The 23185-nt window shown below is 64.4% G+C and carries 23 protein-coding genes and 1 pseudogene; 11 read left to right on the forward strand and 13 right to left on the reverse strand.

What is annotated here, in order from left to right:
• Positions 1-2 precede the first annotated feature (2 nt).
• Complete coding sequence (locus KRZ98_RS18390; protein ID WP_217674886.1) at positions 3-455, reverse strand: hypothetical protein; 453 nt, start codon at positions 453-455, stop codon at positions 3-5.
• Between the two features lie 137 nt (positions 456-592).
• Between KRZ98_RS18390 and KRZ98_RS18395 the strand changes: the two genes are divergently transcribed.
• Together KRZ98_RS18395 and KRZ98_RS18400 are read left to right on the forward strand one after the other, a co-directional pair.
• Positions 593-784, forward strand: coding sequence for a DUF6771 family protein (locus KRZ98_RS18395; protein WP_217674887.1), 192 nt, complete (start codon positions 593-595; stop codon positions 782-784).
• Positions 785-1164: 380 nt separating this feature from the next.
• Positions 1165-1416 (forward strand): hypothetical protein, encoded by a 252-nt coding sequence (locus KRZ98_RS18400; protein ID WP_217674888.1) that lies wholly within the window; start codon positions 1165-1167, stop codon positions 1414-1416.
• A 49-nt stretch (positions 1417-1465) separates the two neighbouring features.
• Here KRZ98_RS18400 and dprA read toward each other — a convergent pair.
• Both dprA and plsY read right to left on the reverse strand, forming a co-directional pair.
• Positions 1466-2251 (reverse strand): annotated as a pseudogene (gene dprA, locus KRZ98_RS18405) (DNA-processing protein DprA); the annotation flags it as partial.
• Entirely contained in the window at positions 2248-2847 is a 600-nt protein-coding gene (plsY, locus tag KRZ98_RS18410) for a glycerol-3-phosphate 1-O-acyltransferase PlsY (protein WP_217674889.1), read from the reverse strand. The gene plsY and the pseudogene dprA, both read right to left, overlap by 4 nt.
• Positions 2848-2947: 100 nt before the next feature.
• On the opposite strand from plsY, the gene KRZ98_RS18415 reads away from it, so the two are divergent.
• The 3 genes from KRZ98_RS18415 to hemA all read left to right on the forward strand — a co-directional run bounded on the left by KRZ98_RS18415 (position 2948) and on the right by hemA (position 5443).
• Positions 2948-3241, forward strand: a complete 294-nt coding sequence (locus KRZ98_RS18415; RefSeq protein WP_217674890.1) for a hypothetical protein — start codon at positions 2948-2950, stop codon at positions 3239-3241.
• Between the two features lie 31 nt (positions 3242-3272).
• Complete coding sequence (gene murI, locus KRZ98_RS18420; protein WP_217674891.1) at positions 3273-4076, forward strand: glutamate racemase; 804 nt, start codon at positions 3273-3275, stop codon at positions 4074-4076.
• 140 nt (positions 4077-4216) lie between these two features.
• Positions 4217-5443, forward strand: coding sequence for a 5-aminolevulinate synthase (gene hemA / locus KRZ98_RS18425; protein ID WP_217674892.1), 1227 nt, complete (start codon positions 4217-4219; stop codon positions 5441-5443).
• A gap of 54 nt (positions 5444-5497) precedes the next feature.
• Here the strand turns inward: hemA and KRZ98_RS18430 are convergent, their stop codons facing one another.
• Positions 5498-6166: a class I SAM-dependent methyltransferase gene (locus KRZ98_RS18430; protein ID WP_217674893.1), complete on the reverse strand. Its 669-nt coding sequence runs from the start codon at positions 6164-6166 to the stop codon at positions 5498-5500.
• Positions 6163-7395, reverse strand: a complete 1233-nt coding sequence (locus KRZ98_RS18435; protein ID WP_217674894.1) for a DUF3419 family protein — start codon at positions 7393-7395, stop codon at positions 6163-6165. The genes KRZ98_RS18430 and KRZ98_RS18435 overlap by 4 nt, the downstream gene beginning before the upstream one ends.
• 134 nt (positions 7396-7529) lie before the next feature.
• On the opposite strand from KRZ98_RS18435, the gene KRZ98_RS18440 reads away from it, so the two are divergent.
• The 3 genes from KRZ98_RS18440 (at position 7530) to KRZ98_RS18450 (ending at position 10618) form a co-directional block, all read left to right on the forward strand.
• The gene (locus KRZ98_RS18440; RefSeq protein ID WP_217674895.1) at positions 7530-8525 is read left to right on the forward strand and encodes a ligase-associated DNA damage response exonuclease; all 996 of its coding nucleotides are present in this window, start codon (positions 7530-7532) and stop codon (positions 8523-8525) included.
• Between the two features lie 127 nt (positions 8526-8652).
• A complete protein-coding gene (locus tag KRZ98_RS18445; RefSeq protein ID WP_217674896.1) occupies positions 8653-10239 on the forward strand; it encodes a cisplatin damage response ATP-dependent DNA ligase in 1587 nt (528 codons plus the stop codon).
• 31 nt (positions 10240-10270) lie between these two features.
• On the forward strand, positions 10271-10618 hold the full coding sequence (locus tag KRZ98_RS18450; RefSeq protein ID WP_217674897.1) for a GFA family protein: 348 nt from the start codon (positions 10271-10273) through the stop codon (positions 10616-10618).
• A gap of 74 nt (positions 10619-10692) precedes the next feature.
• Here KRZ98_RS18450 and KRZ98_RS18455 read toward each other — a convergent pair whose 3' ends face one another.
• Complete coding sequence (locus KRZ98_RS18455; protein WP_217674898.1) at positions 10693-11256, reverse strand: fasciclin domain-containing protein; 564 nt, start codon at positions 11254-11256, stop codon at positions 10693-10695.
• A 203-nt stretch (positions 11257-11459) separates the two neighbouring features.
• On the opposite strand from KRZ98_RS18455, the gene KRZ98_RS18460 reads away from it, so the two are divergent.
• From KRZ98_RS18460 to KRZ98_RS18470, 3 genes are all read left to right on the forward strand, one after another.
• On the forward strand, positions 11460-12665 hold the full coding sequence (locus tag KRZ98_RS18460; protein ID WP_217674899.1) for a saccharopine dehydrogenase family protein: 1206 nt from the start codon (positions 11460-11462) through the stop codon (positions 12663-12665).
• A gap of 104 nt (positions 12666-12769) precedes the next feature.
• The gene (locus tag KRZ98_RS18465) at positions 12770-13942 is read left to right on the forward strand and encodes a carboxynorspermidine decarboxylase (protein WP_217674900.1); all 1173 of its coding nucleotides are present in this window, start codon (positions 12770-12772) and stop codon (positions 13940-13942) included.
• 150 nt (positions 13943-14092) lie between these two features.
• Entirely contained in the window at positions 14093-15283 is a 1191-nt protein-coding gene (locus tag KRZ98_RS18470; RefSeq protein ID WP_217674901.1) for a type III PLP-dependent enzyme, read from the forward strand.
• Positions 15284-15352: 69 nt separating this feature from the next.
• On the opposite strand, the gene KRZ98_RS18475 is transcribed toward KRZ98_RS18470, so the two are convergent.
• The 7 genes from KRZ98_RS18475 to KRZ98_RS18505 are packed head-to-tail and all read right to left on the reverse strand — an operon-like array spanning position 15353 to position 23168.
• Positions 15353-16558, reverse strand: coding sequence for a class I SAM-dependent RNA methyltransferase (locus KRZ98_RS18475; protein ID WP_217674902.1), 1206 nt, complete (start codon positions 16556-16558; stop codon positions 15353-15355).
• On the reverse strand, positions 16555-17940 hold the full coding sequence (locus KRZ98_RS18480; RefSeq protein ID WP_217674903.1) for an NAD(P)H-hydrate dehydratase: 1386 nt from the start codon (positions 17938-17940) through the stop codon (positions 16555-16557). Before KRZ98_RS18480 ends, KRZ98_RS18475 begins: the two co-directional genes overlap by 4 nt.
• Positions 17937-18305 (reverse strand): hypothetical protein, encoded by a 369-nt coding sequence (locus KRZ98_RS18485; RefSeq protein WP_368389853.1) that lies wholly within the window; start codon positions 18303-18305, stop codon positions 17937-17939. Before KRZ98_RS18485 ends, KRZ98_RS18480 begins: the two co-directional genes overlap by 4 nt.
• Positions 18302-19018, reverse strand: a complete 717-nt coding sequence (locus tag KRZ98_RS18490; protein ID WP_217674905.1) for an N-formylglutamate amidohydrolase — start codon at positions 19016-19018, stop codon at positions 18302-18304. Before KRZ98_RS18490 ends, KRZ98_RS18485 begins: the two co-directional genes overlap by 4 nt.
• Positions 19015-19890, reverse strand: a complete 876-nt coding sequence (locus tag KRZ98_RS18495) for a 4-(cytidine 5'-diphospho)-2-C-methyl-D-erythritol kinase (RefSeq protein ID WP_217674906.1) — start codon at positions 19888-19890, stop codon at positions 19015-19017. The genes KRZ98_RS18490 and KRZ98_RS18495 overlap by 4 nt, the downstream gene beginning before the upstream one ends.
• Positions 19877-21496, reverse strand: coding sequence for a tetratricopeptide repeat protein (locus KRZ98_RS18500; RefSeq protein ID WP_217674960.1), 1620 nt, complete (start codon positions 21494-21496; stop codon positions 19877-19879). Before KRZ98_RS18500 ends, KRZ98_RS18495 begins: the two co-directional genes overlap by 14 nt.
• A gap of 19 nt (positions 21497-21515) precedes the next feature.
• Positions 21516-23168, reverse strand: a complete 1653-nt coding sequence (locus KRZ98_RS18505) for an electron transfer flavoprotein-ubiquinone oxidoreductase (RefSeq protein ID WP_217674907.1) — start codon at positions 23166-23168, stop codon at positions 21516-21518.
• Positions 23169-23185: the final 17 nt, after the last annotated feature.

Consider the following 23185-nt stretch of genomic DNA (forward strand, 5'->3'; position numbering starts at 1 on the left):
CATTACCTTCTGATTTTCGCAACAACGCCGATTGCTCCCAGAACTATTGTGCCAACGGTCGCCAGAGCCTGCAGATAAAAATTATTATTGCTGCGGTTGACTTTTTCAGCGCTATCAGCTTGCCTTGTCTTCTCTTTTTCTCGTTCGATGTAAATACGGGCGAACTCCAGTCGGGCTTCATCGGTTTCCAGTTTTTCAGCAATAGTCCGGAGAGTTTCGGAATCTCCGGATATCGCAGCGCCGATGTTATCAGCAGCTCTTTTTTGATGTTCAGAAGCCTTGTCAGTAATCGCCATCACAGCTTCGGATGCGTTAGAGACTGCCTTGAAAAACTGGACAAAGCCTTCCGAAGATAGCCCCTTCAAAGCATCAGATTTTATCGCCGCCGTAAGACTTTCTAAATTCAGGGGCAGTTTCGGCGTGGATGCCGCTTGTTCAGATTTTTTCGTCGTCATATTTGCCCCCTGAAATCCGGTCTAGGCCACAAAACAACATATCGGTCAATTGAGCGTGCGCGGTCATTCGCCCGCTGCCACGCTAGTTATCGCAAGACCTCTTGTCATGTTCTTCATTTGTTCTCTATGATGTTCATATGAACCAGCCCGATTCCCTCTGGCTCGCGCAGAGCCTCCTTCATGCGCCCGGATGGGCGAGAGTAGCTCTGACAGCACCGAACGAACGCCTGCGCGAAAATGCAGCGCTCGAATTGGCGCAGAGCATTCTAGCTGCATGGGACAAGCAGCAGCCGATGCCTGATGCTCGTCAGATGACTTTCCCGCTTTGATGTGGGCGCAAACCCGACGCTCAAAAATCTAGGCGACTACGCGAGACGCCAAGCCAATCTCTTCATCATTTGCAACTGCGGCCATTCAGGAGTTCTCGATGCCGATAAACTCAACCGTTGGTTCCTTGCCAACTGTTGGAACACTGCAATGGAGACAGTCGGAGCGCATTTGCGCTGCTCGCGCTGTCGGGGCCATCCTGAACGATTTGCTCCCTCGCCTCGCAGACCAGATAACCCGGACTGGATGAGCAGCGAGGACCAGTGGAAGCGTCTGGTCAGGAAGTTGCGGGGTTAGCATCGGCTAATTGCTTGCTGATATGTCTCGCTTGCACCATTTAGATCGCTGCTGTCGTCGGGTTGCTGGCTAAAGGAGTGATCGAATGGAATTGCGTTTCATGTTTAGTGGATCGAACATCTGCCAGACCGAAGCTGAATGCGTTCCTCCTGCTGGCTCTGAGGTCATCATTCGGACGGATTACTACAAGAAAGGTCTGACACCCGGTTCGCTGATTCGGTTCACTGTCACCGACGAGTTTCCCACCGTTTATGATTTCAGTCAGGGCGGCTTGATCGCGTATATCGACGTCAATGGCTACACCGTACTGGAAGCTGGCCCGGACCTGAAAGACTGAAAATCCAACAAGTTCAATGGATTGTTGGTTGTGCAACCCTATACGCTTGCATCAGCTGATTGCAGCCCTGCGCGCGCGGGTCGAGTGGCGATCCCGGCACGGCCATCACCTCCCGCCCCGCCTCGCCCGCCAGCCGCGCGGTGATGAGCGATCCCGATTTGGGCGCAGCCTCCACCACCACCGTCCCGACCGCCAATCCCGCGATGATCCGATTGCGCGCCGGGAAATGCCGCGCCAGCGGCTGCACGCCGGGCGGATGCTCGGTCACCAGCAGGCCGCTGTCGGCAATCTGCGCCTGCAAATCGCGATTTTCCGGCGGAAACACCACGTCCAGCCCGCAGGCGATGACGCCGATCGTCCCGCTGCCCACCGACCCTTGATGTGCCGCCGTATCGATCCCGCGCGCCAGCCCCGACACGACCACCGCACCCCGCTGACCCAGATCCTGCGCCAGCGTCCGCGCAAAGCGCACTGCCGCCGCCGACGCATTGCGCGCACCGACCATGGCGATGCATTGCCCCGCCGCCAGCGCCGCATCTCCGCGCACGATCAGCGCAGGCGGGGCGCCCTCAAACTGTTCGAGCAGAGCGGGATAGTCCGCGTCGCCCATCAACAAATAGCGCGCACCCAAAGCCCGCGACGCTGCGATCTCCCGCTCGATCGCGCCCGCGCCAGCAACGCTAGCCTTGCCACCACCCCGCGCCGCCAGATCGGGAATGGCGCGCAACGCCGCCCCCGCCGTGCCGAAGCGCGCCAGCAATTGGCGATAGCTGACCGGGCCGATCCGTGGCGATCGGATAAGCCGCAGCCGGTCGAACCGCTCCTGCTCGCTCACTCTTTGCTGGACCCGATCTTCGGTTCGGTGCCCTGCATCAGCCGCGCGATATTGGCGCGGTGCCGCCACAGCAGGATCAGCGCCATCGCCAGCGCCACCGGCACCAGCTCGATCCGCCCCATGAACCATAATGCGACCGGTGCGCTCACCGCCGCCGCCATGCCGCCCACCGACGACCATTTGGTCCCGAACAAGGCGCCCAGCCACACCGCCGCAAAGATGCAGCCTGCAGGCCAATGAAGCGCCGTCACCACGCCCATCATCGTCGCCACGCCCTTGCCCCCCGCAAAGCGCAGCCAGACCGGATAGCAATGGCCGATAAAGGCCGCCGCCCCCGCCATCGGCCCGCCACCATCAATCAGGGCCGCGCCGATCAGCACCGCCGCCGCGCCCTTGAGCAGGTCCAGCAGCAGCGTCGCCGCCGCCAGCCCCTTGCGCCCCGTCCGCAACACATTGGTCGCGCCGATATTGCCCGAACCAATCTGCCGCAAATCGCCAGCGCCGGTAAAGCGGGTCAGCAACAGGCCAAAGGGGATGGAACCCAGCACATAGCCAAGCAGCAGAACGAACAGGGGAAGCAGCCAGGGAGGTGTCATAGTCTCGCCGATAAAAGGTGCGCGCGACCATAGCGTGACAGGCGCACGGAGCAATGGGCATGGTAAGGAAGATTTCACGCAACTATCATAGCAGTAATAGATGCCTTTCCGCTTCCCTCGCACCACAGATTATGACGCCTTGCAGTCCTGCTACACCGCATTTCAGGAGACGCATTCGGACGTCTTTGCCGAGTGGTTGCGCATTGAAGGCAAGGGGCGGGACATAGAGATCAACGAGCTTGAAGCCGTGTCTGCGCAGGTCAGAGCCTTTGTTCAGGACCGCCTTCATATTGAAGATCATTTGGCTGTTATCCGCTTTTGGATGGACATGCGCTGGTTCCTGATCAGTCAGCATTGGCCCGAACGCCTGACCGACGGTAGCAGTTCGCATTGACACCTCCGCCTCCTGCCGCGACACAGCGGCCATGACGGTCGCGCCACAAGCTCCCATCCTCTTTTTCGATTCCGGCGTCGGCGGGTTGTCCATCCTCGCCCCCGCCCGCGCGCTGATCCCGACCGCGCCGGTCGTCTATGCCGCCGACAGCGCAGGCTTCCCCTATGGCACCAAAAGCGAGGCGGAGATTGCCGCGCGCGTGCCAGCCTTACTGGGGCGGCTGGTGGAGCGATATCGCCCGCGCCTGGCCGTCATCGCCTGCAACACCGCATCGACCATCGCGCTCAGCCATGTGCGCGCGGCGCTCGACATTCCGGTCGTCGGCACCGTCCCGGCGATCAAGCCCGCCGCGCTGGCGTCCAGAAGCCGCGTGTTCGGCGTGCTGGGAACCGACGCCACGGTGCGTCAGCCCTATGTCGATCGGCTGGCGGCGGAACATGGCGCGGACTGTATCATGCTGCGCCATGGCTGCGCCGCGCTGGTGCAATTGGCCGAAGCCAAGCTGCGCGGAGAGCCGCTCGATCCCGCCATTGCCCGCGCCGCGCTGGCGGGCCTGACCGATCAGCCAGGCGGCGACCGCATGGATACCGTGGCGCTGGCCTGCACCCATTTTCCGCTGGTGGAGGCGGAACTGGCCGCTGCGGCATCGCGTCCGCTGACCTTTGTTCATGGCGGTGAGGGGATCGCCCGGCGCATCGCCTTTCTGACGCAGGGCCAGCCCTGGCCGGACGCGCCAGCGCCGGGCATCGCCGTGTTCACGCGGGTCGATGATCATGTCCGCGCGCTGGCTCCGGCGCTCGCCCGATACGGTCTCGACCGGATCGAACAGCTTTGATTCCGTCTCTTGGACAAAAGGTCCAATATCACTGATCGGTATTTCTCCCTATGTCTGCGAACGGTTAGCGCTGGTAAAGCGCGCCATCTGCCGGTAAACGGCCGATCAAAGGATGCGGGTTGTCAAGGGACAGGGCGAGCGTGAACTACAAGCATATCTTTGCGCAGGCGATCGACCGTCTCCATGAAGAAGGCCGGTATCGGGTTTTTATCGACATTCTCCGCAACCGGGGTGCCTACCCCAATGCGCGCTGTTTTCACGGCCATAATGGCCCCAAGCCCATCACCGTCTGGTGCTCCAACGACTATCTCGCCATGGGCCAGCATCCCAAGGTTGTAGCGGCGATGGAAGAGGCGCTGCACGATGTCGGCGCTGGCTCCGGCGGCACCCGCAATATCGGCGGCAACACCCATTATCATGTCGATCTGGAAGGCGAACTGGCCGACCTGCATGGCAAGGACGCGGCCCTGCTGTTCACGTCGGGCTATGTCTCGAACGAGGCGACGCTGTCCACGCTGGCCAAGCTGCTGCCCGGCTGCATCGTCTTTTCTGACGAGCTGAACCACGCCAGCATGATCGCAGGCATCCGCAATTCGGGCTGCGAAAAGCGCGTGTTCCGCCACAATGACGTCGATCATCTGCGCGAATTGCTGGAGGCCGAAGATCCCGAAGCGCCCAAGCTGATCGCGTTTGAAAGCGTCTATTCGATGGACGGCGATGTCGCGCCGATCGCGGCCATCTGCGACCTGGCCGACGAGTTCAACGCGCTCACCTATCTCGACGAAGTCCATGCCGTGGGCATGTATGGCGCGCGCGGTGGCGGCATTTCGGAACGGGACGCTGTCGCGGACCGGCTGACCATCATCGAAGGGACGCTGGGCAAGGCGTTTGGCGTCATGGGCGGCTATATCGCCGCTGACCAGATGATCGTCGACGTCATCCGCAGCTATGCGCCCGGTTTCATCTTCACCACCTCGCTCTCCCCCGTGCTGGTCGCGGGCGTGCTGGCCAGCGTGCGGCATCTGAAAGGCTCCAGCGAGGAACGCGAGGGCCAGCAGGCGTCGGCTGCGCTGCTCAAACAACTCATGGCCGAATCCGGCCTCCCCGTCATGGATACGGTCACCCATATCGTCCCGCTGATGGTGGGCGATCCGGTCAAGGCCAAGCGGATCAGCGACATTTTGCTCGCCGAATATGGCGCCTATGTGCAGCCGATCAACTATCCCACGGTCCCGCGCGGCACCGAACGCCTCCGCTTCACCCCCGGCCCCGCCCACACCGAAGCGATGATGCGCGATCTGGTGAAGGCGCTGGTGGAAATCTGGTCCCGCCTCGACCTGGAACTGGCGGAACGCAAAGCGGCGTAAAGCAAATCCTTCTCCCCACGGGAGAGGGATACGCAGCCTTGTTGGCGAAGCCAGTTAGGCGAAGTTGGATGAGGGCATCTGCCCTATCGCCACCCCACCCCGCACCGCATAACCGCGATACAACGCTCGCACGCTTGGCTCACCACCAACGTCCCGCGCAACCGCCTCGATCGCATCGCCCAGCACCGCGCGCGGCGTCACATGGAACCGCGCCAGCCAGCCGAACAGGGCCGCGCGCCAGGCCCCCGGCAGCCGCTCCTGCTGCCCGAAATCGACCACCTCCAGCCGCCCGCCCGGCGCGACACAGAGCGCGGCCTGACGCAATGCCGCCTCCCAGTCGGGAATCATCGACAGCGCATAGCTGATGAACACCCGGTCGAACGTCGCCCGCCCGAACAGCGCTTGCGGATCGAAATCCACCGCATCGCCCCGCGCCAGCCTGACGCGGCAGGCCATTCCCACCCGCTCCACCGCAACCTGCGCGGTGCCAAGCATCGCCTGCGAGATATCGACGCCATAGAGCCGCGCGTGAGGCCAGACCTTGCCCACTGCGATCAGGTTGCGCCCGGTGCCGCAGCCAATCTCCAGCACGCTGCCACCCGACGGCGGGGCCAGATCGGCGATCAGGCCATCCCGCCCCAACAGATAATATTTGCGAGTGATATCATAGATATGCCGCTGCCACCGATAGGTGCCATCCATCAAACGTCCATGGTCGCTCATTGCGCGTCCCTCAAAACATAGAGATGCACGCCGCCATAAATGGCCGACCGGTCGCGCGCGGTGTAATCGCGTGACGCCTCGGCCTGATACGCCCACTGGTCCATCACCGCGTCCACGACCCGTCCGGGCAGGATGCTCGGTTCCCCTGCCGTGCGGAACAGCACCCGCGCGCCCGGTTTCGCGGTCCGCGTGATCTGCGCCCACAGCGCGTTCAGCTGATCGTCATCCATCCAGTCCTGCGCATCGAGCAATATGTAGCGATCCGCCGACGCGGCGGGCTGGTCGCGCAGGAAATCGGTGAAGTTGACATGCCGCACATCGACCCGGTCCGCCCGCGCCCGCACGGCATCATGATTGGCGGCCTGCAAATAGGGCGGCAACGGCCCCTCGCTTGCAGGGTCATTGGCGGCATAGCCCCGCCCAAACGCCTGCACCGCGAAATAATTATCCTTCAGATCAAAATCACAGGCCAGTTTCTTGAGACGAGCCTTCAGTACCGCGTCCATCCGATCATCGCCGGCCAGCGCCTCGAACTGCGCGGGCGGGATGCCCAGGCCAAAGAGCGAGGCGGGCTGGCTGGTCAGCCAGCGCACAAATGCCTTGTCGAAAATCGGCGCCAGCTCGGCCTCGAAAATCACCCGCTGCTCGGCCAGCGTCGTGGCGTCCAGCATTCGCCGGGGATTGACGCCATGCAGCCGCGCCAGCAGATGCGCCGCGCCGATGAAGCGCCCCAGCAGGCCATGCTTGTAAATGCCGCGCGCGAACCCGCCGATCCGCCGCCGCCCGATCAAGTCGCGCCCTTCCCAGTAACGCCGCGTCGCCTCGTCCAGATGCGGCGCCACCACATCCCGATAGGCCGCGACATTCTCCCGGCTGTCCGCCTGCGCGAAGAAGCGATGGAAGGCGGCATGGTCCGGCAATGTCCGCGCCGCCATCAGCTTCAATCGGTTGAGCGCGATATGCGCGGTATTCAGATCCACGGCGGTGATCTTCGCCGGATCGGCCGTCAGATAGGACAGGACATTGCAGCCCCCCGACGCGATCGTCACGACATGGCAATCGGGCATGATCGCCAGCGCCTCCATATCCACTGCCGGGTCCTCCCAGATCTGGGCATAGACCAGACCCCGGAACGCAAAGGTAAAGGCGCGCTCCAGCAGCCCCTGCTTGGACAGATGACGGTGGCGATGCACCGCGCGCGTGATCTTTTTATGGGCCGGTGCCGCCATGCTGTTCAAGCCTCCTCGCTATCGGGTCGTGGCGTGGCCCATAGGGCAACTGCGCGTCGTCACCGTGACGATAGCGTTACGTACCTGTGACCAGCTTGCGGAACCGGCGGCGCTCTCACATCTTCTGATCCTATATGGCCCATTGGATCGAACCCCACCCCACCGGCATCTATGTTCGCCCCGCCGATGCGTGGATCGACCCGTCCGTCCCGCGTGATCGCGCACTGGTCACCCACGGCCATGCCGATCATGCGCGCGGCGGCCATGGCCATGTCTGGGCGACGCGCGAGACGCTGGCGATCATGGCGCTGCGCTATGGCACCGCGTCGGGCACCCCGGTCGGCTATGGCGAGGAAATCGCGCTGGGCGGCGTCACCATCCGCTATGTCCCCGCAGGCCATGTGCTGGGATCGGCGCAGATCGTCCTGACCCATGCGGGCGAGCGCGTCGTCGTCACCGGCGATTACAAGCGCCGCCCCGACCCAACCTGCCTGCCATTCGAGCCGGTCCCCTGCGACATTTTAGTCACCGAAGCGACCTTCGGCCTGCCCGTATTCCGCCACCCCGACACGGGCAGCGAGATCGACCGGCTGATTGCCGCGCTCCACGCCAACCCGGACCGCTCCGTACTGGTCGGCGCCTATGCGCTGGGCAAGGCGCAGCGGGTGATCTGCGAACTGCGCGCGCGCGGCCACAACGACCCGATCTACCTCCACGGCGCGATGGAACGCATGTGCAATCTCTATGTCGAACTCGGTGTCGAGATGGGCGATTTGCGCCCAGCCACAGGCGTCGCAGCAAAGGACATGCGCGGCGCGATCATCGTCGCCCCGCCCTCCGCCCTCAACGACCGCTGGAGCCGCCGCCTGCCCGATCCTATCACCGCGATGGCGTCCGGCTGGATGCGCGTGCGCCAGCGCGCCCGGCAGAAGAATGTCGAACTCCCGCTGATCCTGTCCGACCATGCCGACTGGGACGAACTGACCGACACGATCCGCGAGGTTGCCCCCACCGAAACCTGGATCACCCACGGGCGCGAGGAAGCCTTGCTCCACTGGTGCATGACCCACCAGATCCGCGCCCGCGCCCTGGCCCTGGTCGGGCGCGACGATGAGGAGGAGGAAGGGTGATTATGCTCCATAATCCGTTCGCCCTGAGCCTGTCGAAGGGTCTGGCTGAGCGAACTCGAAGCCCCTTCGCTCCGCTCAGTAGAAGGCTTCGACTTCGCTCAGCCCGAACAGATCAGGGTGTCTCTCGATGAGACCCTTCTCCCAACTTCTCGACGCCCTGGTCTATACCCGCTCCCGCAACGGCAAACTCGCGCTGATCGCCGCCTATCTCCGCGCCGCGCCGGACCCGGATCGCGGCTGGGCGCTGGCTGCGCTCACCGGCAATCTGGACCTCAAGGCGGTCAAATCCTCCGCCATTGGTGAGATGATCCGCGCCCGCGTCGATCCTGTTCTCTACGAAATGAGCCGCGATTATGTCGGCGACCTTGCCGAAACCGTCGCCCTGCTCTGGCCCCCGCCGCCGGGCGAACCGCCCGATCTGGACGATGGCACGCTGACGCTCGCGACCGTGGTCGATCGCCTCCACGCCACCAGCCGCGCCGCCGCGCCCGATGCCCTTGCACAGATGATGGACCAACTCGACGCCTCTGGCCGATTCGCCCTGCTCAAACTCGCCACCGGTGGGCTTCGCGTCGGCATCTCCGCCCGCTTGGCCAAGACCGGCTTCGCGCAGGCATTTGGCCTCGACGTCGATGATGTCGAACAGGTCTGGCACGCCCTCTCCCCACCCTACACCGCCCTGTTCGACTGGGCCGAAGGCCGTGCCGCCCGCCCTGATCCGGCCGGCACGCCCTTTTTCCGCCCCTTCATGCTCGCCCACCCGCTCGAAGCCGACAGCGTGGACTTGGCGGATTATGCCGCCGAATGGAAATGGGACGGCATCCGCATCCAGATCGTCGGGACGGGGAGCGAAACCCGCCTCTACAGCCGTGCAGGCGACGATATCTCCGCCAGCTTCCCCGAAATCGCCGCCGCCTTCACCGGCCATGCCGTGCTGGATGGCGAGTTACTGGTGCGCGGCGAGTTTCAGGGTGGAGAGGCGGCAGCCAGCTTCAACGCCCTGCAGCAACGGCTCGGTCGCAAGCTGGTCAGCGCCAGGATGCAGACCGACTACCCCGCCTTCGTCCGCCTCTACGACCTGCTGCTCGAAGGCGACGAAGATTTGCGCGCCCTGCCTTGGGCGCAACGCCGCGCCCGGCTCGAAGCCTATATGCCGCACCTCGATGCCACCCGCTTCGACCTCTCCGCCATCATCGACGCCGCCGATTTCGATGCCCTCGCCGATATCCGCGCCGGCGCCCGCGATGCCGCGATCGAGGGCGTCATGCTCAAGCGCCGCGACAGCCCCTATGTCGCCGGGCGCAAGGCCGCGCTCTGGTATAAATGGAAACGCGATCCGCTGACTGCCGACTGCGTCATGATGTACGCCCAGCGCGGCCACGGCAAACGCTCCTCCTTTTATTCGGACTATACGTTCGGCTGCTGGACAGCGGACGGAGAGCTGCACCCCGTGGGCAAGGCCTATAGCGGCTTCACCGACGAGGAGTTGAAATGGCTCGACCGCTTCGTCCGCCAAAACACGGTCGCCCGCTTCGGCCCGGTGCGGGAGGTGGAAAAGACGCTGGTGCTGGAAGTAGCATTCGACTCCATCCACGACAGCAAACGCCACAAATCGGGCCTCGCCATGCGCTTCCCAAGGATCGCCCGTATCCGGCGCGACAAACCGTCGGCGGAGGCGGATACGGTGGAGGGATTGCGGAAACTGGTCCGCTGACTATCCTCCATCGCAGAGAGGAACCCACACCATGCCCTATACCGGACACTGCCACTGCGGCGCAGTCACCTTCACCGTCGCCACCGACGCGCCGACGCAAGCGATGACCTGCAACTGTTCCCATTGCCATGCCAAGGGGCTGGTCCTGACCTTCGTCCCCGCCGACCAGTTCGCGCTGGACAGCGGCGCAGACCATCTGACTGACTATCATTTCTACAAGCACGCCATCACGCATCAATTCTGCCGCACCTGCGGCACCCAGCCCTTCGCGCTCGGCCAGTCCGCCAGCGCACCGATGCGCGCGATCAACCTGCGCTGCGTCCCGTCGATCGACATCGACACGCTGACTATCACGAAGGTCGACGGCGCGAGTTTCTGACCCGTGAACAAACGGGCCGATGGCAAGGGGGGGAAGCCATCGGCCCGTCGGCCATCACATCATTTTGACAGGGATCAGGGCATCAATACCGTGTCGATGACGTGGATGACGCCGTTGGACTGATTGACGTCGGCGATGGTGATCTTGGCCGATCCGCCCTTCGCGTCGGTGACATACCAGTCATTGCCCTTCTGCCACACGGTCAATGTTTCGCCCTGCGCAGTAGTCAGCACGGCCTTGCCGCCGTTGGCCGCAGCCTTGGCAGCAATGTCGGCAGCGTTCATCTTGCCCGGCACGACATGATAGGTCAGCACGCCGGTCAGCGTCGCCTTATTCTCCGGCTTCAGCAGCGTATCCACCGTGCCGGCGGGCAGCTTGGCGAAAGCGGCATTGGTAGGCGCGAACACGGTGAACGGCCCGGCGCTCTTGAGCGTATCGACCAGACCTGCAGCCTTCACCGCGGCAACCAGCGTGATGTGGTCCTTGGAGTTGACGGCATTATCGACAATATCCTTGGTGGGATACATGGCCGCGCCGCCAACCATCGGGTTCTTGGCCATTTGCGCCTGAGCGATCCCGCCACCGCTGGCCGTCAATATCATGCTGGCGAGGGCGATCGTCATGGGAGAAAATTTCATTGGGGGGCATCCTTCCAATATCTTGGCATCCCAAGACTGTCAGGATGCGCCGCAGATACGCCTGAGGCGGGCTGATGGATGCAGGCATGACCTAAAGGACATGGGCGAAGACAAGGCAATTGCACTGCGTCTTTGCGCTGTCATCCCAAGCCCCTATATGGGCGCTTTCGCGGGACGCCCGCGCACAGCATATGGAGACGAGATTGAGCAAGGTTCTGGTCATCGGCGCGGGCGGCGTCGGGTCGGTCGCGGTGCATAAGATGGCGATGAACAGCGATATATTCTCGCACATCACCCTCGCCAGCCGCCGCATCGTCAGCTGCGAGAAGGTTGCCGAATCAGTCCTCGCTCGCACCGGCGTGACCATCGACGTGGCGCAGGTGGATGCCGACGATGTCGCGGCCACCATCGCCCTGATCGAGAAGGTCCAGCCAAAGCTGGTCGTCAATCTGGCCCTGCCCTATCAGGATCTCAACATCATGGACGCCTGTCTGGCGACCAAAACCGATTATCTCGACACCGCCAATTACGAACCGCGCGACACGCCCAAATTCGAATATGGCTGGCAGTGGGCCTATCAGGATCGTTTCAAGGAAGCGGGCATCATGGCGCTGCTCGGCTCCGGCTTCGACCCCGGCGTGACCAGCGTGTTCGCCAGCTATATCAAGAAGCATCTGCTCGACACGATCGATACGCTCGACATTCTCGATTGCAACGGCGGCGACCATGGCCAGCATTTCGCCACCAATTTCAACCCGGAAATCAACATCCGCGAAGTGACTGCGCCCTCGCGTCACTGGGAAGGCGGGGAGTGGGTCGAAGGCCCGGCGCTCAGCCACAAGCAGAGCTTCGACTTCGATCAGGTTGGCCCCAAGAACATGTACCTCATGTATCATGAGGAACTGGAAAGCCTTGCCAAATTCTATCCCGAAATCAAACGCATCCGTTTCTGGATGACGTTCGGCGAAGCTTATTTGAAGCATCTGGAAGTCCTTCAGAATGTCGGCATGACCCGGATCGATCCGGTCATCTATGAGGGCAAGGAGATCATCCCGCTCCAGTTCCTCAAGGCCGTGCTGCCCGAACCGTCGAGCCTGGGTTCGACGACAAAGGGCAAGACCAATATCGGCGACATCGCCACCGGCACCAAGGATGGCGTGCAGAAAACCGTCTATGTCCTCAACATCTGCGATCATGAGGATGCCTATGCCGAAACCGGCAATCAGGCGGTCAGCTACACCACCGGCGTCCCCGCCATGATCGGCGCGGCCATGATGCTGACCGGCGCATGGAAAGGCGAAGGCGTGTTCAACATCGAACAGTTTGATCCCGATCCCTTCATGGACATGCTCAACAAGCATGGGCTTCCGTGGCAGGTAAAGGAACTGGACGCCCCGCTGGCGTTCTGACACCCCGTCATCCCAGCGAACGCTGGGATCGCCCTTTTCTGTTGCGCCACAAAGAAGTGAGACCCCAGCCTTCGCTGGGGTGACGATGTGGCGGAGGATGTTTCATGGAAACCAAAGCCGGCGATCCCGCCGCCTTCGCGCATTTCGACCTGTATCGCGTCCCATCCCCCGCCTTCGTGGTGGATGAGGCCGCGATCCGGCGCAACCTTGCCATCCTCGCCGACGTCCGCGATCGCGCGGGCATCAAGGTGTTGGGGGCGCTCAAGGCCTTTTCCATGTGGTCGCTGGGCAGCGTCGTGGGCGAATATCTGGACGGCGTCTGCGCGTCGGGCCTCTACGAAGCGCGCCTTGGCCGCGAGGAGTATCAGGGCGAAGTCGCGACCTATTGCGCCGCCTACAAGCCCGCAGACCTCGCCGAAATCCTGAAAATCTCCGACCATGTCATCTTCAACAGCCCCGGCCAGATCGCCCGTTTCAAACCGCAGATCGACGCCGCCCGCGCCGCCGGGCACAGCTTCGACATCGGCCTGCGCATCAACCCGCAAAACCCCGAAGGTGAAGTCGCCAAATATGACCCGTCCCAGCCGCACAGCCGCCTGGGCTTCCCGGTCAGCCAGCTGACGCCCGATCATCTGACTGGTGTGGACGGCATCCATTTCCACAATCTGTGCGAACAGGATCTTGGCCCCCTCGAACGCACCTGGGCGGCGGTCGAGCCGCATATCCTCCCGCACATCGCCAGCCTCAAATGGCTCAACTTCGGCGGCGGCCATCACATCACCCGCGCCGATTACCAGCGCGACGACCTCATCGCCTTCCTCCAGGGCGTCAAGGCGCAGACCGGCCTCACCCTCTATCTGGAACCGGGCGAAGCGATGGCGCTCGACGCGGGCATCCTTGTCGGCGAGATACTCGACGTCATCGACAATGGCATGGAAGTCGCCATCACCGATATCTCCGCGACCTGCCACATGCCCGACGTGATCGAGGCGCCCTATCGCCCCGCGATGCTCCATGAGCGCTCTGACGGCCCCCTGACGCGCCTTGGCGGACCGTCCTGCCTGGCAGGCGACATTATCGGCGACTATCGAATCCCCGGCGGCGCGGAACCGGGCGCGCGCATCGCCTTCCTTGATCAGGCGCATTACTCGATGGTCAAGACCAACACCTTCAACGGCGTCCCCCTGCCCGCCATCTGGCTCTGGGACTCAACCACCGACAAACTCAGGGAAATTCGCGCCTTTTCCTATCAGGATTTCAAGGCTCGCCTCTCCTGAGCCACGCTTCATGGCCCCTCGCGCAACAAAATTTACACATGCGCTTTACAGGGGGGACCCCTACGCATATAGCGACCGTCCGCTGCCCCATGGGACTTCCACCGCAAGGCAGCTTTTTATGCCCATGAACGACACTGGAGGTCCCTTGAATTGCACAAGCATCCTAGCGCGCTGGGGGTAGCGACCACCCTCACACCGGCAGCACCGGTAACGCTGATTCGCCCGCAGGCTGCGGCCCGCGCTGCCCGATTCTTCGTGGAGAAGTTTCCGGGGCGCTCGCTTTATGCTGTAAAGGCTAATCCCTCGCCCGATTTGCTTCGGACGTTGTGGGACAGCGGTATCTCGCACTTTGACGTTGCTTCCATCGCGGAAGTGCGCCTTGTCGCGGAAACGCTGCCGGACGCGAAGCTTTGCTTCATGCATCCGGTCAAGGCTGAAGAAGCCATTGCTGAAGCCTATGCCGTCCATGGCGTGCGCACCTTCTCGCTCGACACGATCGACGAGTTGGAAAAGATCATGCGCGCCACCAATGATGCGACCGATCTGGAACTGTGCGTCCGCCTGCGCGTGTCGTCGGAACATAGCGAACTGTCCCTCGCGTCGAAATTCGGCGCGGAACTGGGCGAAACCCGCGAATTGCTGATGGCCACCCGCCAGGCCGCCGATGCCCTTGGCATCTGCTTCCATGTCGGCAGCCAAGCGATGTCACCACAGGCCTATAGCGACGCGATCGAGCGGGTCCGCGCGGCGATCGTCGATGCGGCGGTCACGGTCGACATCATCGATGTCGGCGGCGGCTTCCCGTCGGTCTATCCGGGCATGGAGCCGGTTGCGCTCGAAAATTATTTCGACGCGATCCATCGCGGCTTTGAAAGCCTGCCGGTCAGCTATTCGTCCGAGCTCTGGTGCGAACCCGGCCGGGCGCTGTCCGCCGAATATAGCTCCATCATCGTCCGGGTAGAGCGCCGTCGCGGCACCGAACTCTACATCAACGATGGTGCCTATGGCGCCCTGTTCGATGCGGCGCATATCGGCTGGCGTTTCCCCGTCGTGCTGCTGCGCGACGAGGAAAGCGACGCGGCGATGACCGGCTTCTCCTTCTATGGTCCGACCTGCGACGATATGGACCATATGGTCGGCCCGTTCATGCTGCCCGACGATGTCGCCACCGGCGACTATATCGAAATCGGGATGCTGGGTGCCTATGGCTGCGCCATGCGCACCGGCTTTAACGGCTTCACCGCGGAAACCGTGGTCGAGGTAGCGGATGAGCCGATGGCCAGCCTCTACGCCGAACCCGCGCCCGCCCGCCGTCGCGCGACTGTCATCAAGCTGGGCTAAAAGGCTCAAGCTCCCCTTTGGAGAGGGTGCCTGTCCCTCGCTGCGTCCCCCCGCAGCGAGGGACAGTTTTTATCGGCGGAATATCCCCACCATCTCGACATGGGTGGACCAGCGAAACTGGCCGACCGGGCGCACCTGATCCAGCCTATATCCGCCCGCCAGCAAATGCACGGCATCCCGCGCGAAACTCGCCGGATTGCAAGACACATAGGCGATCACCGGCACGTTCGACTGCGCCAGTTGCATCACTTGCTCCCGCGCCCCCGCGCGCGGTGGGTCGATCACCACGGCGGCAAAGCGGTTCAACTCTTCAGGCGTCAGCGGGCGGCGGAACAGGTCGCGATGATCCGCCACCATCCGCCGCTGCGCCCGCTGTCCCGCCAGCTTGAGCGCCAGCACGACGTCGCGCGCACCCTCCGCCGCATAGACCGGTCGCCCAGCGCCCAGCGCCAGCGCGAACGTGCCAAGCCCACAGAACAGGTCGGCCACTGCGCCCGTCTCCGGCATGGCGTCCCGCACCATCGCGACCAGCGCCGCCTCGCCATCGGGCGTGGCTTGCAGGAAGGAGAAGGGCGGGAAGGCCACCGGCACACCACCGAACGTCACCGTCGCCGCCTCCGGCTCCCAGCGCGTCTGCGGCCCGTCGCCCTCATCGATCGTCAGCCGCGCCAGCCCATGCGTCCGCGCAAAGTCGCCCAGCCCTTCGTCAGCCGCCAGCCCCTCGACCTTCACGCCCTCCAGCAGCAGATCGACGCCCTGGTCGATCAGCGACATGCGCACATGCGCCGCCCGCTTGTCCGGCAGGATCAGCCGCAGCAGCCCGCGCAACGGCGCGAGCAACGCGAACAGGCGCGGGTCCAGCACGTCGCACATCTGAAGATCGATCAGCGTATGACTGCCCGCTTCGGCAAAGCCGATCGTGATCGTCTTGCCAGCCCGCGCCGCGCGCAGCGACGCCCGCCGCCGCGTCATCGGTGGCGAAATATGCGGCGGCAACACAGTCTGCGCCACGACGCCCTGCCCCGCCAACGCGCCGACGACGCGCCCGGTGATGAAATCGGCCAGGCTCAACTCGTTCACATGCTGCAATTCGCACCCGCCACAGGTCGGAAAATGCACGCAGGGCGGCGCGACGCGATGCGGCCCGGCGATGGTCGTGCCATCGGCAAGCAGCCGGTCGCCCGGCGCGGTCAGCGCGGCATGGCGGCCGTCGGCGGTGATGCCATCGCCCTTGGCGGCGATGCGGATGATGATGTCTGGGTCAGTGTCGGTCACAATCGCGCCGCGATAGCCGCTGGCAGCGCAGCAAGCAAATCATCGGCGATAAAAGCCGCGCCCGCCCGGCGCGCGGCATCGCCATGCAGCCACACAGCCTCGCCCGCCGCGCGAAATGGATCGCGGGTCACCGCCAGCCGCCCGGCGACCAGCCCAGCCAGCACATCGCCAGTGCCGGCGGTCGATAGCCAGTGCGACCCGCCCGACGCCACCGCCACCTGACCGTCGGGCGCTGCGATCACGCTGTCCGCCCCCTTGTAGATCACCACCGCGCCGCTGCGCTCCGCCGCCGCCCGCGCCCGGTCGATCTTGCTGCCCGGCAGGTCGCCGAACAGCCGGACAAATTCGCCCTCATGCGGGGTCAGGATCGCGCAGTCCGGTATCTGATCGACCCCGATCAGGGTCAGCGCATCCGCATCCAGCACCAGCCGATGCCCACAGCCCAACACAGCATCCAACCGCGATCGCGCCACAGTGTTACGCCCCAGACCCGGCCCGACCAGCACCGCCGCCAGCCGTGCATCGCTCAGCCCATCGCGGAGCGCTTCGACTGTCCCGGCCTCCTGCGTCACGATGGCATTGGCCCCATGGCGCAGGTCATCCGCCGCAAGCCGTCGCACCATCCCCGCGCCCGATCGCGCCGCCGCCTGCGCCGCCATCAGGCTTGCCCCGGCCATCGCGCCGCCGACCACGGCAACCAGCCCGCGCGTATATTTATGATCCTCCGCTCCCGGCGCGGTGAGCCTTGGCGACATCAGCCGGTGAACCCTGTCCGACGCCGGGATGCCAATATCCGCGCAGACCAGCCGGGCGACATGCCCGGCAGCAGGATAGAGCAGATGCGCAGGCTTGAGGGCCCCCAGCCCGATACAGACGCCAAAATGCGGCACCGCAGACAGTAGCGCCCCGCTGTCCGTATCCACGCCGCTCGGCAGGTCGATGGCATAGCTGCGGCTGGCAGCGCCGGTCAGGTCGCAAAGCCGCGCCGCCACCATGGGATCAAGCCCCCGCGACAGGCCCGTGCCGAACAGCGCATCGACCAGTTGCGTTGCAGGCGCAGCATTCGCCACATCTTCGACCGACCCGTCCCACGCCGCCAGCGCCCTGCGACTGGACTTCGTGCCGCTCTCTCCCAGTGCCGCCACCCGCACCGGTACGCCCCGCGCCCGCAGTAGCCGGGCTATCACATAACCATCGCCGCCATTATCGCCCGGCCCACACAGGACAAGCGTGTCGCGAAACCCGCCTGCGCGCCAGATAATCTCCGCCGCCGCCGCGCCTGCCTTTTCCATCAATCCATAATCATCGACACCCGCATCGAACAATGCCTGTTCGGCTGCGTGCATCTGCGCGGCGGTCAGGATTGGTGTTCCGGCAATCATGGCGCCGATCCGGCGACCTTCACGGGCAGGCGATAGCGGTCGCCGCCAATGCGGATTTCGACCAGTCCGGCTTCGACGATCTGCAACCGCGCCGTCTCCGCGCCATCAGCAGCCTCCAGCCCGCGCCCATCAGCCAGCACCCGGAAGCGGCGGAAACCGCCGTCGGGATGGCGGATCGTCAATAGATCGCCCGCCCGCTCGATCAGGCAATCTCGCGCCCAGGCCGCATCCGCGCCAATCGCGCAGTCCGCCTTGCCGTCATCAACTGGCCCCGTAGCCTGCTCTGGTCGCACCTCATTGCCCAGCTTGCCGCTTTCCCCGCCGCAGGCCGCCAGCAACAGGCATCCCACCAGCAAAAGTCTCACGTCAGCGCACTCCGGCAAGCCAGCACCACTGGCCCTAAAATATCCGCAAAGCGCCGCTGCCCCGCTGCGTCCCCCACCAGATCCTGCCGCATCTCGATCCCCAGATAGGGGATGCCGTTGGCCTCGGCATGGCGGTTCATCGTCGCGTTCAATTGCTTGCCCGAATAGGGCAACTGGTCCCCGACGATCAGCCCCGCCGCCTCCAGCAACGGGATTGCGATCCGCGCAGCGCGATCATCCTCATTATACAGCACGCCAATCTCCCAAGGCCGTTGCTGCCCCGGATCGCTAGCCAGATGCGGCGTGAAGCTATGCACCGACAGGATGAACGGCGCGGTCATCGCCGCCAGCAGCCGCTCGACCTGATGATGATAGGGGTGGTGGAAACGCACCATCCGCTGCGCCAGATCGGCGTCGCGATTGCCGGGAATGGCATGGCCGTCGCTCATCACCGACAACAGACCCGGCGCATCCGCTTCGCGATTAAGATCGATCACCAGCCGCGATACACCGCCCAATATTGCGGTGCAGCCCAGTTGCGCAGCCAGCAGAGTGCTGACCTCCGCCACGCCGATGTCGATGGCGATATGATTGGCCAGCAATGCCGGGTCGATGCCCAGGTCGATATCGTCCGGCACCCGCGCCGACGCATGATCGGCGATGATCAGCACGTCCAGACCGCCGCCGTCAATCTGGGTGAAAGCCTCGCTCATGCCGCCCTGATCCGCGTTTCCATCATCCACCAGTCGCGATGCGCCGCCTGCACCGCCATCGCCGCGTCGGCCATGGCCGCATCGCTGTCGAACAGCGCAAAGCAGGTCGCGCCGGACCCCGACATGCGCGCCAGCCGCAACCCCTCATGCCCCTCCAATGCGGTCAACACCTGCGCAATCACCGGAGCCGCCGCGACGGCTGGTGCTTCCAGATCATTGCGCCCCTGCGCCACCAGCGCCTCAAGACTTGCCGCATCCAGCGGCCCGCGATCCACCCGGTCCCAACCGCTGAAAACCTGCGCCGTCGACAGGCCGACCCCCGGATTGACGAGCAGCATCGGCATCCCCTCCAGCCCCTCGACCCAGTGCCGCCGCAGCCCTTCGCCGCGCCCCGTCACCATCTGCGTCACACTGGCGACGCAAGCCGGGACGTCAGACCCCAGATCGAGCGCCAGTCCCGCCAGTTCCTCCGCCTCTATCCGCACGTCCCACAACCGCGCCAGCAACCGCAGCGTCGCGGCCGCATCTGCCGATCCGCCGCCAATGCCCGACGCCACCGGCAATATCTTGGTCAGGCGGATCGCCGCGCCGCGCTGGTCGCCAAGATAGCTCTGCAACGCCCGCGCCGCTTTCACCACCAGATTGCCCGGCCCTGCCTCCAGCGCCCCGCCGAACGGCCCGTCGATGATGAGGTCGATCGCCCCGTCATCGGTCGCCACCGCGCTCAGCCGGTCGCCATGCTCGGCAAAGGCGAACAGGCTTTCCAGCGCATGATAGCCATCGTCCCGCCGCGCCCGCACATGCAGAGCGACATTGACCTTGGCATAGGCGGTTTCGATCATCAGACCCGCGTCCAGATCAGGGTGCGGCATATTCTGGCTTCAATCCCTGCTCGACCTTCGCGGCGATCCGCGCCGCGCCATCCCCCTGCGCGAACAGCGACGCCGCCGCCCAGGCATAGCGCGCCTCGTACCGTCGCCCCGCGCTCCACAGCGCATCGCCCAAATGTTCGTTGATCGTCGCATCGCCCGGCGCACCCGCCGCCGCGCGCTCCAGCACCGGCACCGCGCCCGCGACATCGCCGGTCACATAATGCGCCCAGCCCAGCGAATCGGCGATCGAGGCATCCTGGGGTTTGAGCGCACTGGCCTTGCGGATCAGTTCCAGCGCGGCCGTCACATTCTGCCGCCGCTCGATCTGCGCATAGCCCAGATAGTTCAGCACCATCGGTTCATTGGGGGCCAGCGCCGCCGCCCGCTCCAGCACGCCCCGCGCCTCCTCCCAGCGTTTGCCCTGTTCCAGTGCGCTCCCCTCGAACAGCAGCAGCGCCCAGGGCAGTTCACCCTCGCCATAGCCCGCCTGCGCCGCCCGGAACGCCGCCGCCGCGCCGTCAAAATCATCCATATCCGCCAGCAACCGCCCCAGCCGCACCTGCCGTTCGCTCCCCGCACCGGGTTCCGCCGCCAGCGATCGTGCCAGCGCCAGCGCCGCCTGCGTTTCGCCCGCCGCCGCCAGCGCATCGACCAGTTCCGCCTGCCCCAGCGCGCCATACCAGCCATCGACCGGCACCTTGCGCGCTTCGGCTATGCCACCCTGCGCCAGCCCGCCCGCACTCAGCAGCCGCGCCGCCGCCAGCTGCGCCTCCGCCCCGCCCGGATCGGCAAAGGTCGCGGTCCGCGCCAGCCGGATGCCCATCGCCGAGCCGCTGGGGTCAGACGCCACATCAACCGCCAGCCGCGAGAGCAGCCGGGCATAGCCCTGCACCGGCGTCACCGCCGCCACCTTCGCCTTGCCCCGCGCGAGGTCAGTCCGCGCCCGCGCAAAGGCCGCTTCGCCCGGCGGCAACAGCATCAGCGCCTCGGCCTTCGCACCGCGCCCTGCCAGTTGCGCCGCCAGCGTCAGCCGCAACGCCGCACTCTCCCCGCCCCGCAGGGCAATCGCCCGCCGGATCGCCGGCACCGCCGCGGTCAGATCGCCGCGCCCGAGCGCCTGCAACGCCACATGCTCATCGACATAACGCTGCGCCAGCGCGGCAAAACGGTCCTGCCCCGCCACCACCGGCGCGGCATAATGCCCCTCGCCCAGGCTGATCCAGCTGGTGATGATGGGCGCGAGGAAGGAGAAATTCCCTTCCTCCACCATCCGCGCCGTCAGCGTCCGCGCGCCCGCCCAGTCCTTGCGCCCCAGCGCCTCGCCGATCAGCAGCAGCGTGCCGTCGCGCGGCAGCGCGCCCTGCGCCTCCAGCAATGCCGCCGATCGCAGCGCCAGCGCCCGGTCGCCGCTTTCCAGCGCCTGGACATAGGATCGCCGCGCCACCTCGACACTGGCCGGATCAAGCGTCAGCGCCGCGCGATAGCTGTCCACCGCCAGCCCCATCGCCCCATCCCCGTCCGCCAGCCGCGCCCGTGCATAGGCGTGCAGCGCGCCCTGGGGATCGACCGACGCCCCGGCGGGCACCGCCACCGGGACTGTCAGCAGGACGAACGGGATCAGGCGCTTACATATTGGGATAGTTCGGTCCTCCACCGCCTTCGGGGACGACCCAGTTGATATTCTGGGTCGGGTCCTTGATGTCGCACGTCTTGCAATGGACGCAATTCTGCGCGTTGATCTGGAAGCGGGGATTGCCCTCTTGCTGACCAACCACTTCATAGACGCCCGCAGGACAATAGCGCTGCGCCGGCTCGTCATAAAGGGGCAGATTGTAGCTGATCGGGATCGCAGGATCCTTCAGCTGCAAATGGACCGGCTGGTCCTCCTCGTGATTGGTGTTCGACAGAAACACCGAAGAGAGGCGATCGAAACTCACCACGCCATCGGGCTTGGGATAGACGATCTTTTCGCAGGCATCCTTGGGCCAGATCTTCTCATTGTCCGGCTTGTGCTTCATCGTGAAAGGCAGGCCGATCTTGAGCGTCCGCATCCACATGTCGATGCCCGCCAGCGCGGTCCCGATCGTGCCGCCGAACTTGCTCAACAGCGGCTCGGCATTTTTGACCAGCTTCAGTTCATCCGCGATCCAGCTGGAGCGCACCACATCTTCATAGTCGGTCAGCACATCGCTGCCGCGCTGGTTCTGCACCGCGGCAAAGGCCGCTTCTGCCGCCAGCATACCGGACTTCATCGCCGTATGCGTGCCCTTGATCCGCGGCACGTTCACAAAGCCCGCCGAACAGCCGATCAGCGCGCCGCCGGGGAACACCAGCTTGGGAATGGACTGCCAGCCGCCCTCGTTGATCGCGCGCGCGCCGTAAGAGACGCGCCGACCGCCTTCGAGATATTTGCGGATCTCCGGGTGCTGCTTCCAGCGCTGAAACTCCTCGAACGGATAGAGATGCGGGTTGCGATAGCCCAGCCCGACGACAAAGCCCAATGCCACCTGGCCATTGGCCTGATGATAGAGGAACCCGCCGCCATAGGCATCGGTCAGCGGCCAGCCCTGCGAATGGATCACCAGGCCCGGCTTGTGCATGGCAGGATCAATGTCCCACAATTCCTTCATGCCCAAGCCATAGACCTGCGGCTCGCAGTCCACGTCCAGCGCAAACTGGCGCTTCAATATCTTGGTCAGGTGGCCGCGCGCGCCTTCGGCAAAGAAAGTATATTTCGCGTGCAGCTCCAGGCCGGGCTGATAATCGCCCTTATGATTACCCTCCCGATCGACGCCCATGTCGCCGGTGGCCACGCCCTTCACGCTGCCATCCTCATTGTAGAGAATCTCGGCGGCGGCAAAGCCTGGGAAAATCTCGACGCCCAGCTCTTCGGCCTGCTCCGCCAGCCAGCGGCAGAGGTTACCCAGCGATCCGGTATAGGTGCCCTTATTGTGCATCCAGCCCGGCGTCATGATGTGCGGCATCGCCATCTTGCCGCTCTTGGTCAGGAACCAGTGCTGATTGTCGGTCACCGGCGTCTCTGCCAGCGAACAGCCCATGTCGCGCCATTCCGGCAGCAATTCGTCCAGCGCCTTCGGGTCGATCACTGCGCCCGAAAGGATATGGGCGCCGATTTCGGACCCTTTTTCCAGCACGCACACGGCCAGTTCTTGCCCGGCGTCATTGGCCAGCTGTTTCAGCCGGATTGCCGCTGACAATCCCGCCGGTCCCCCACCGACGATGACCACGTCATAGGGCATCGATTCCCGTTCGCTCATAAACCCTCCAATGGGCC

The sequence above is a fragment of the Sphingobium sp. AS12 genome (genome assembly GCF_019097845.1).
In the GTDB taxonomy this organism is placed as follows: Bacteria; Pseudomonadota; Alphaproteobacteria; order Sphingomonadales; family Sphingomonadaceae; genus Sphingobium.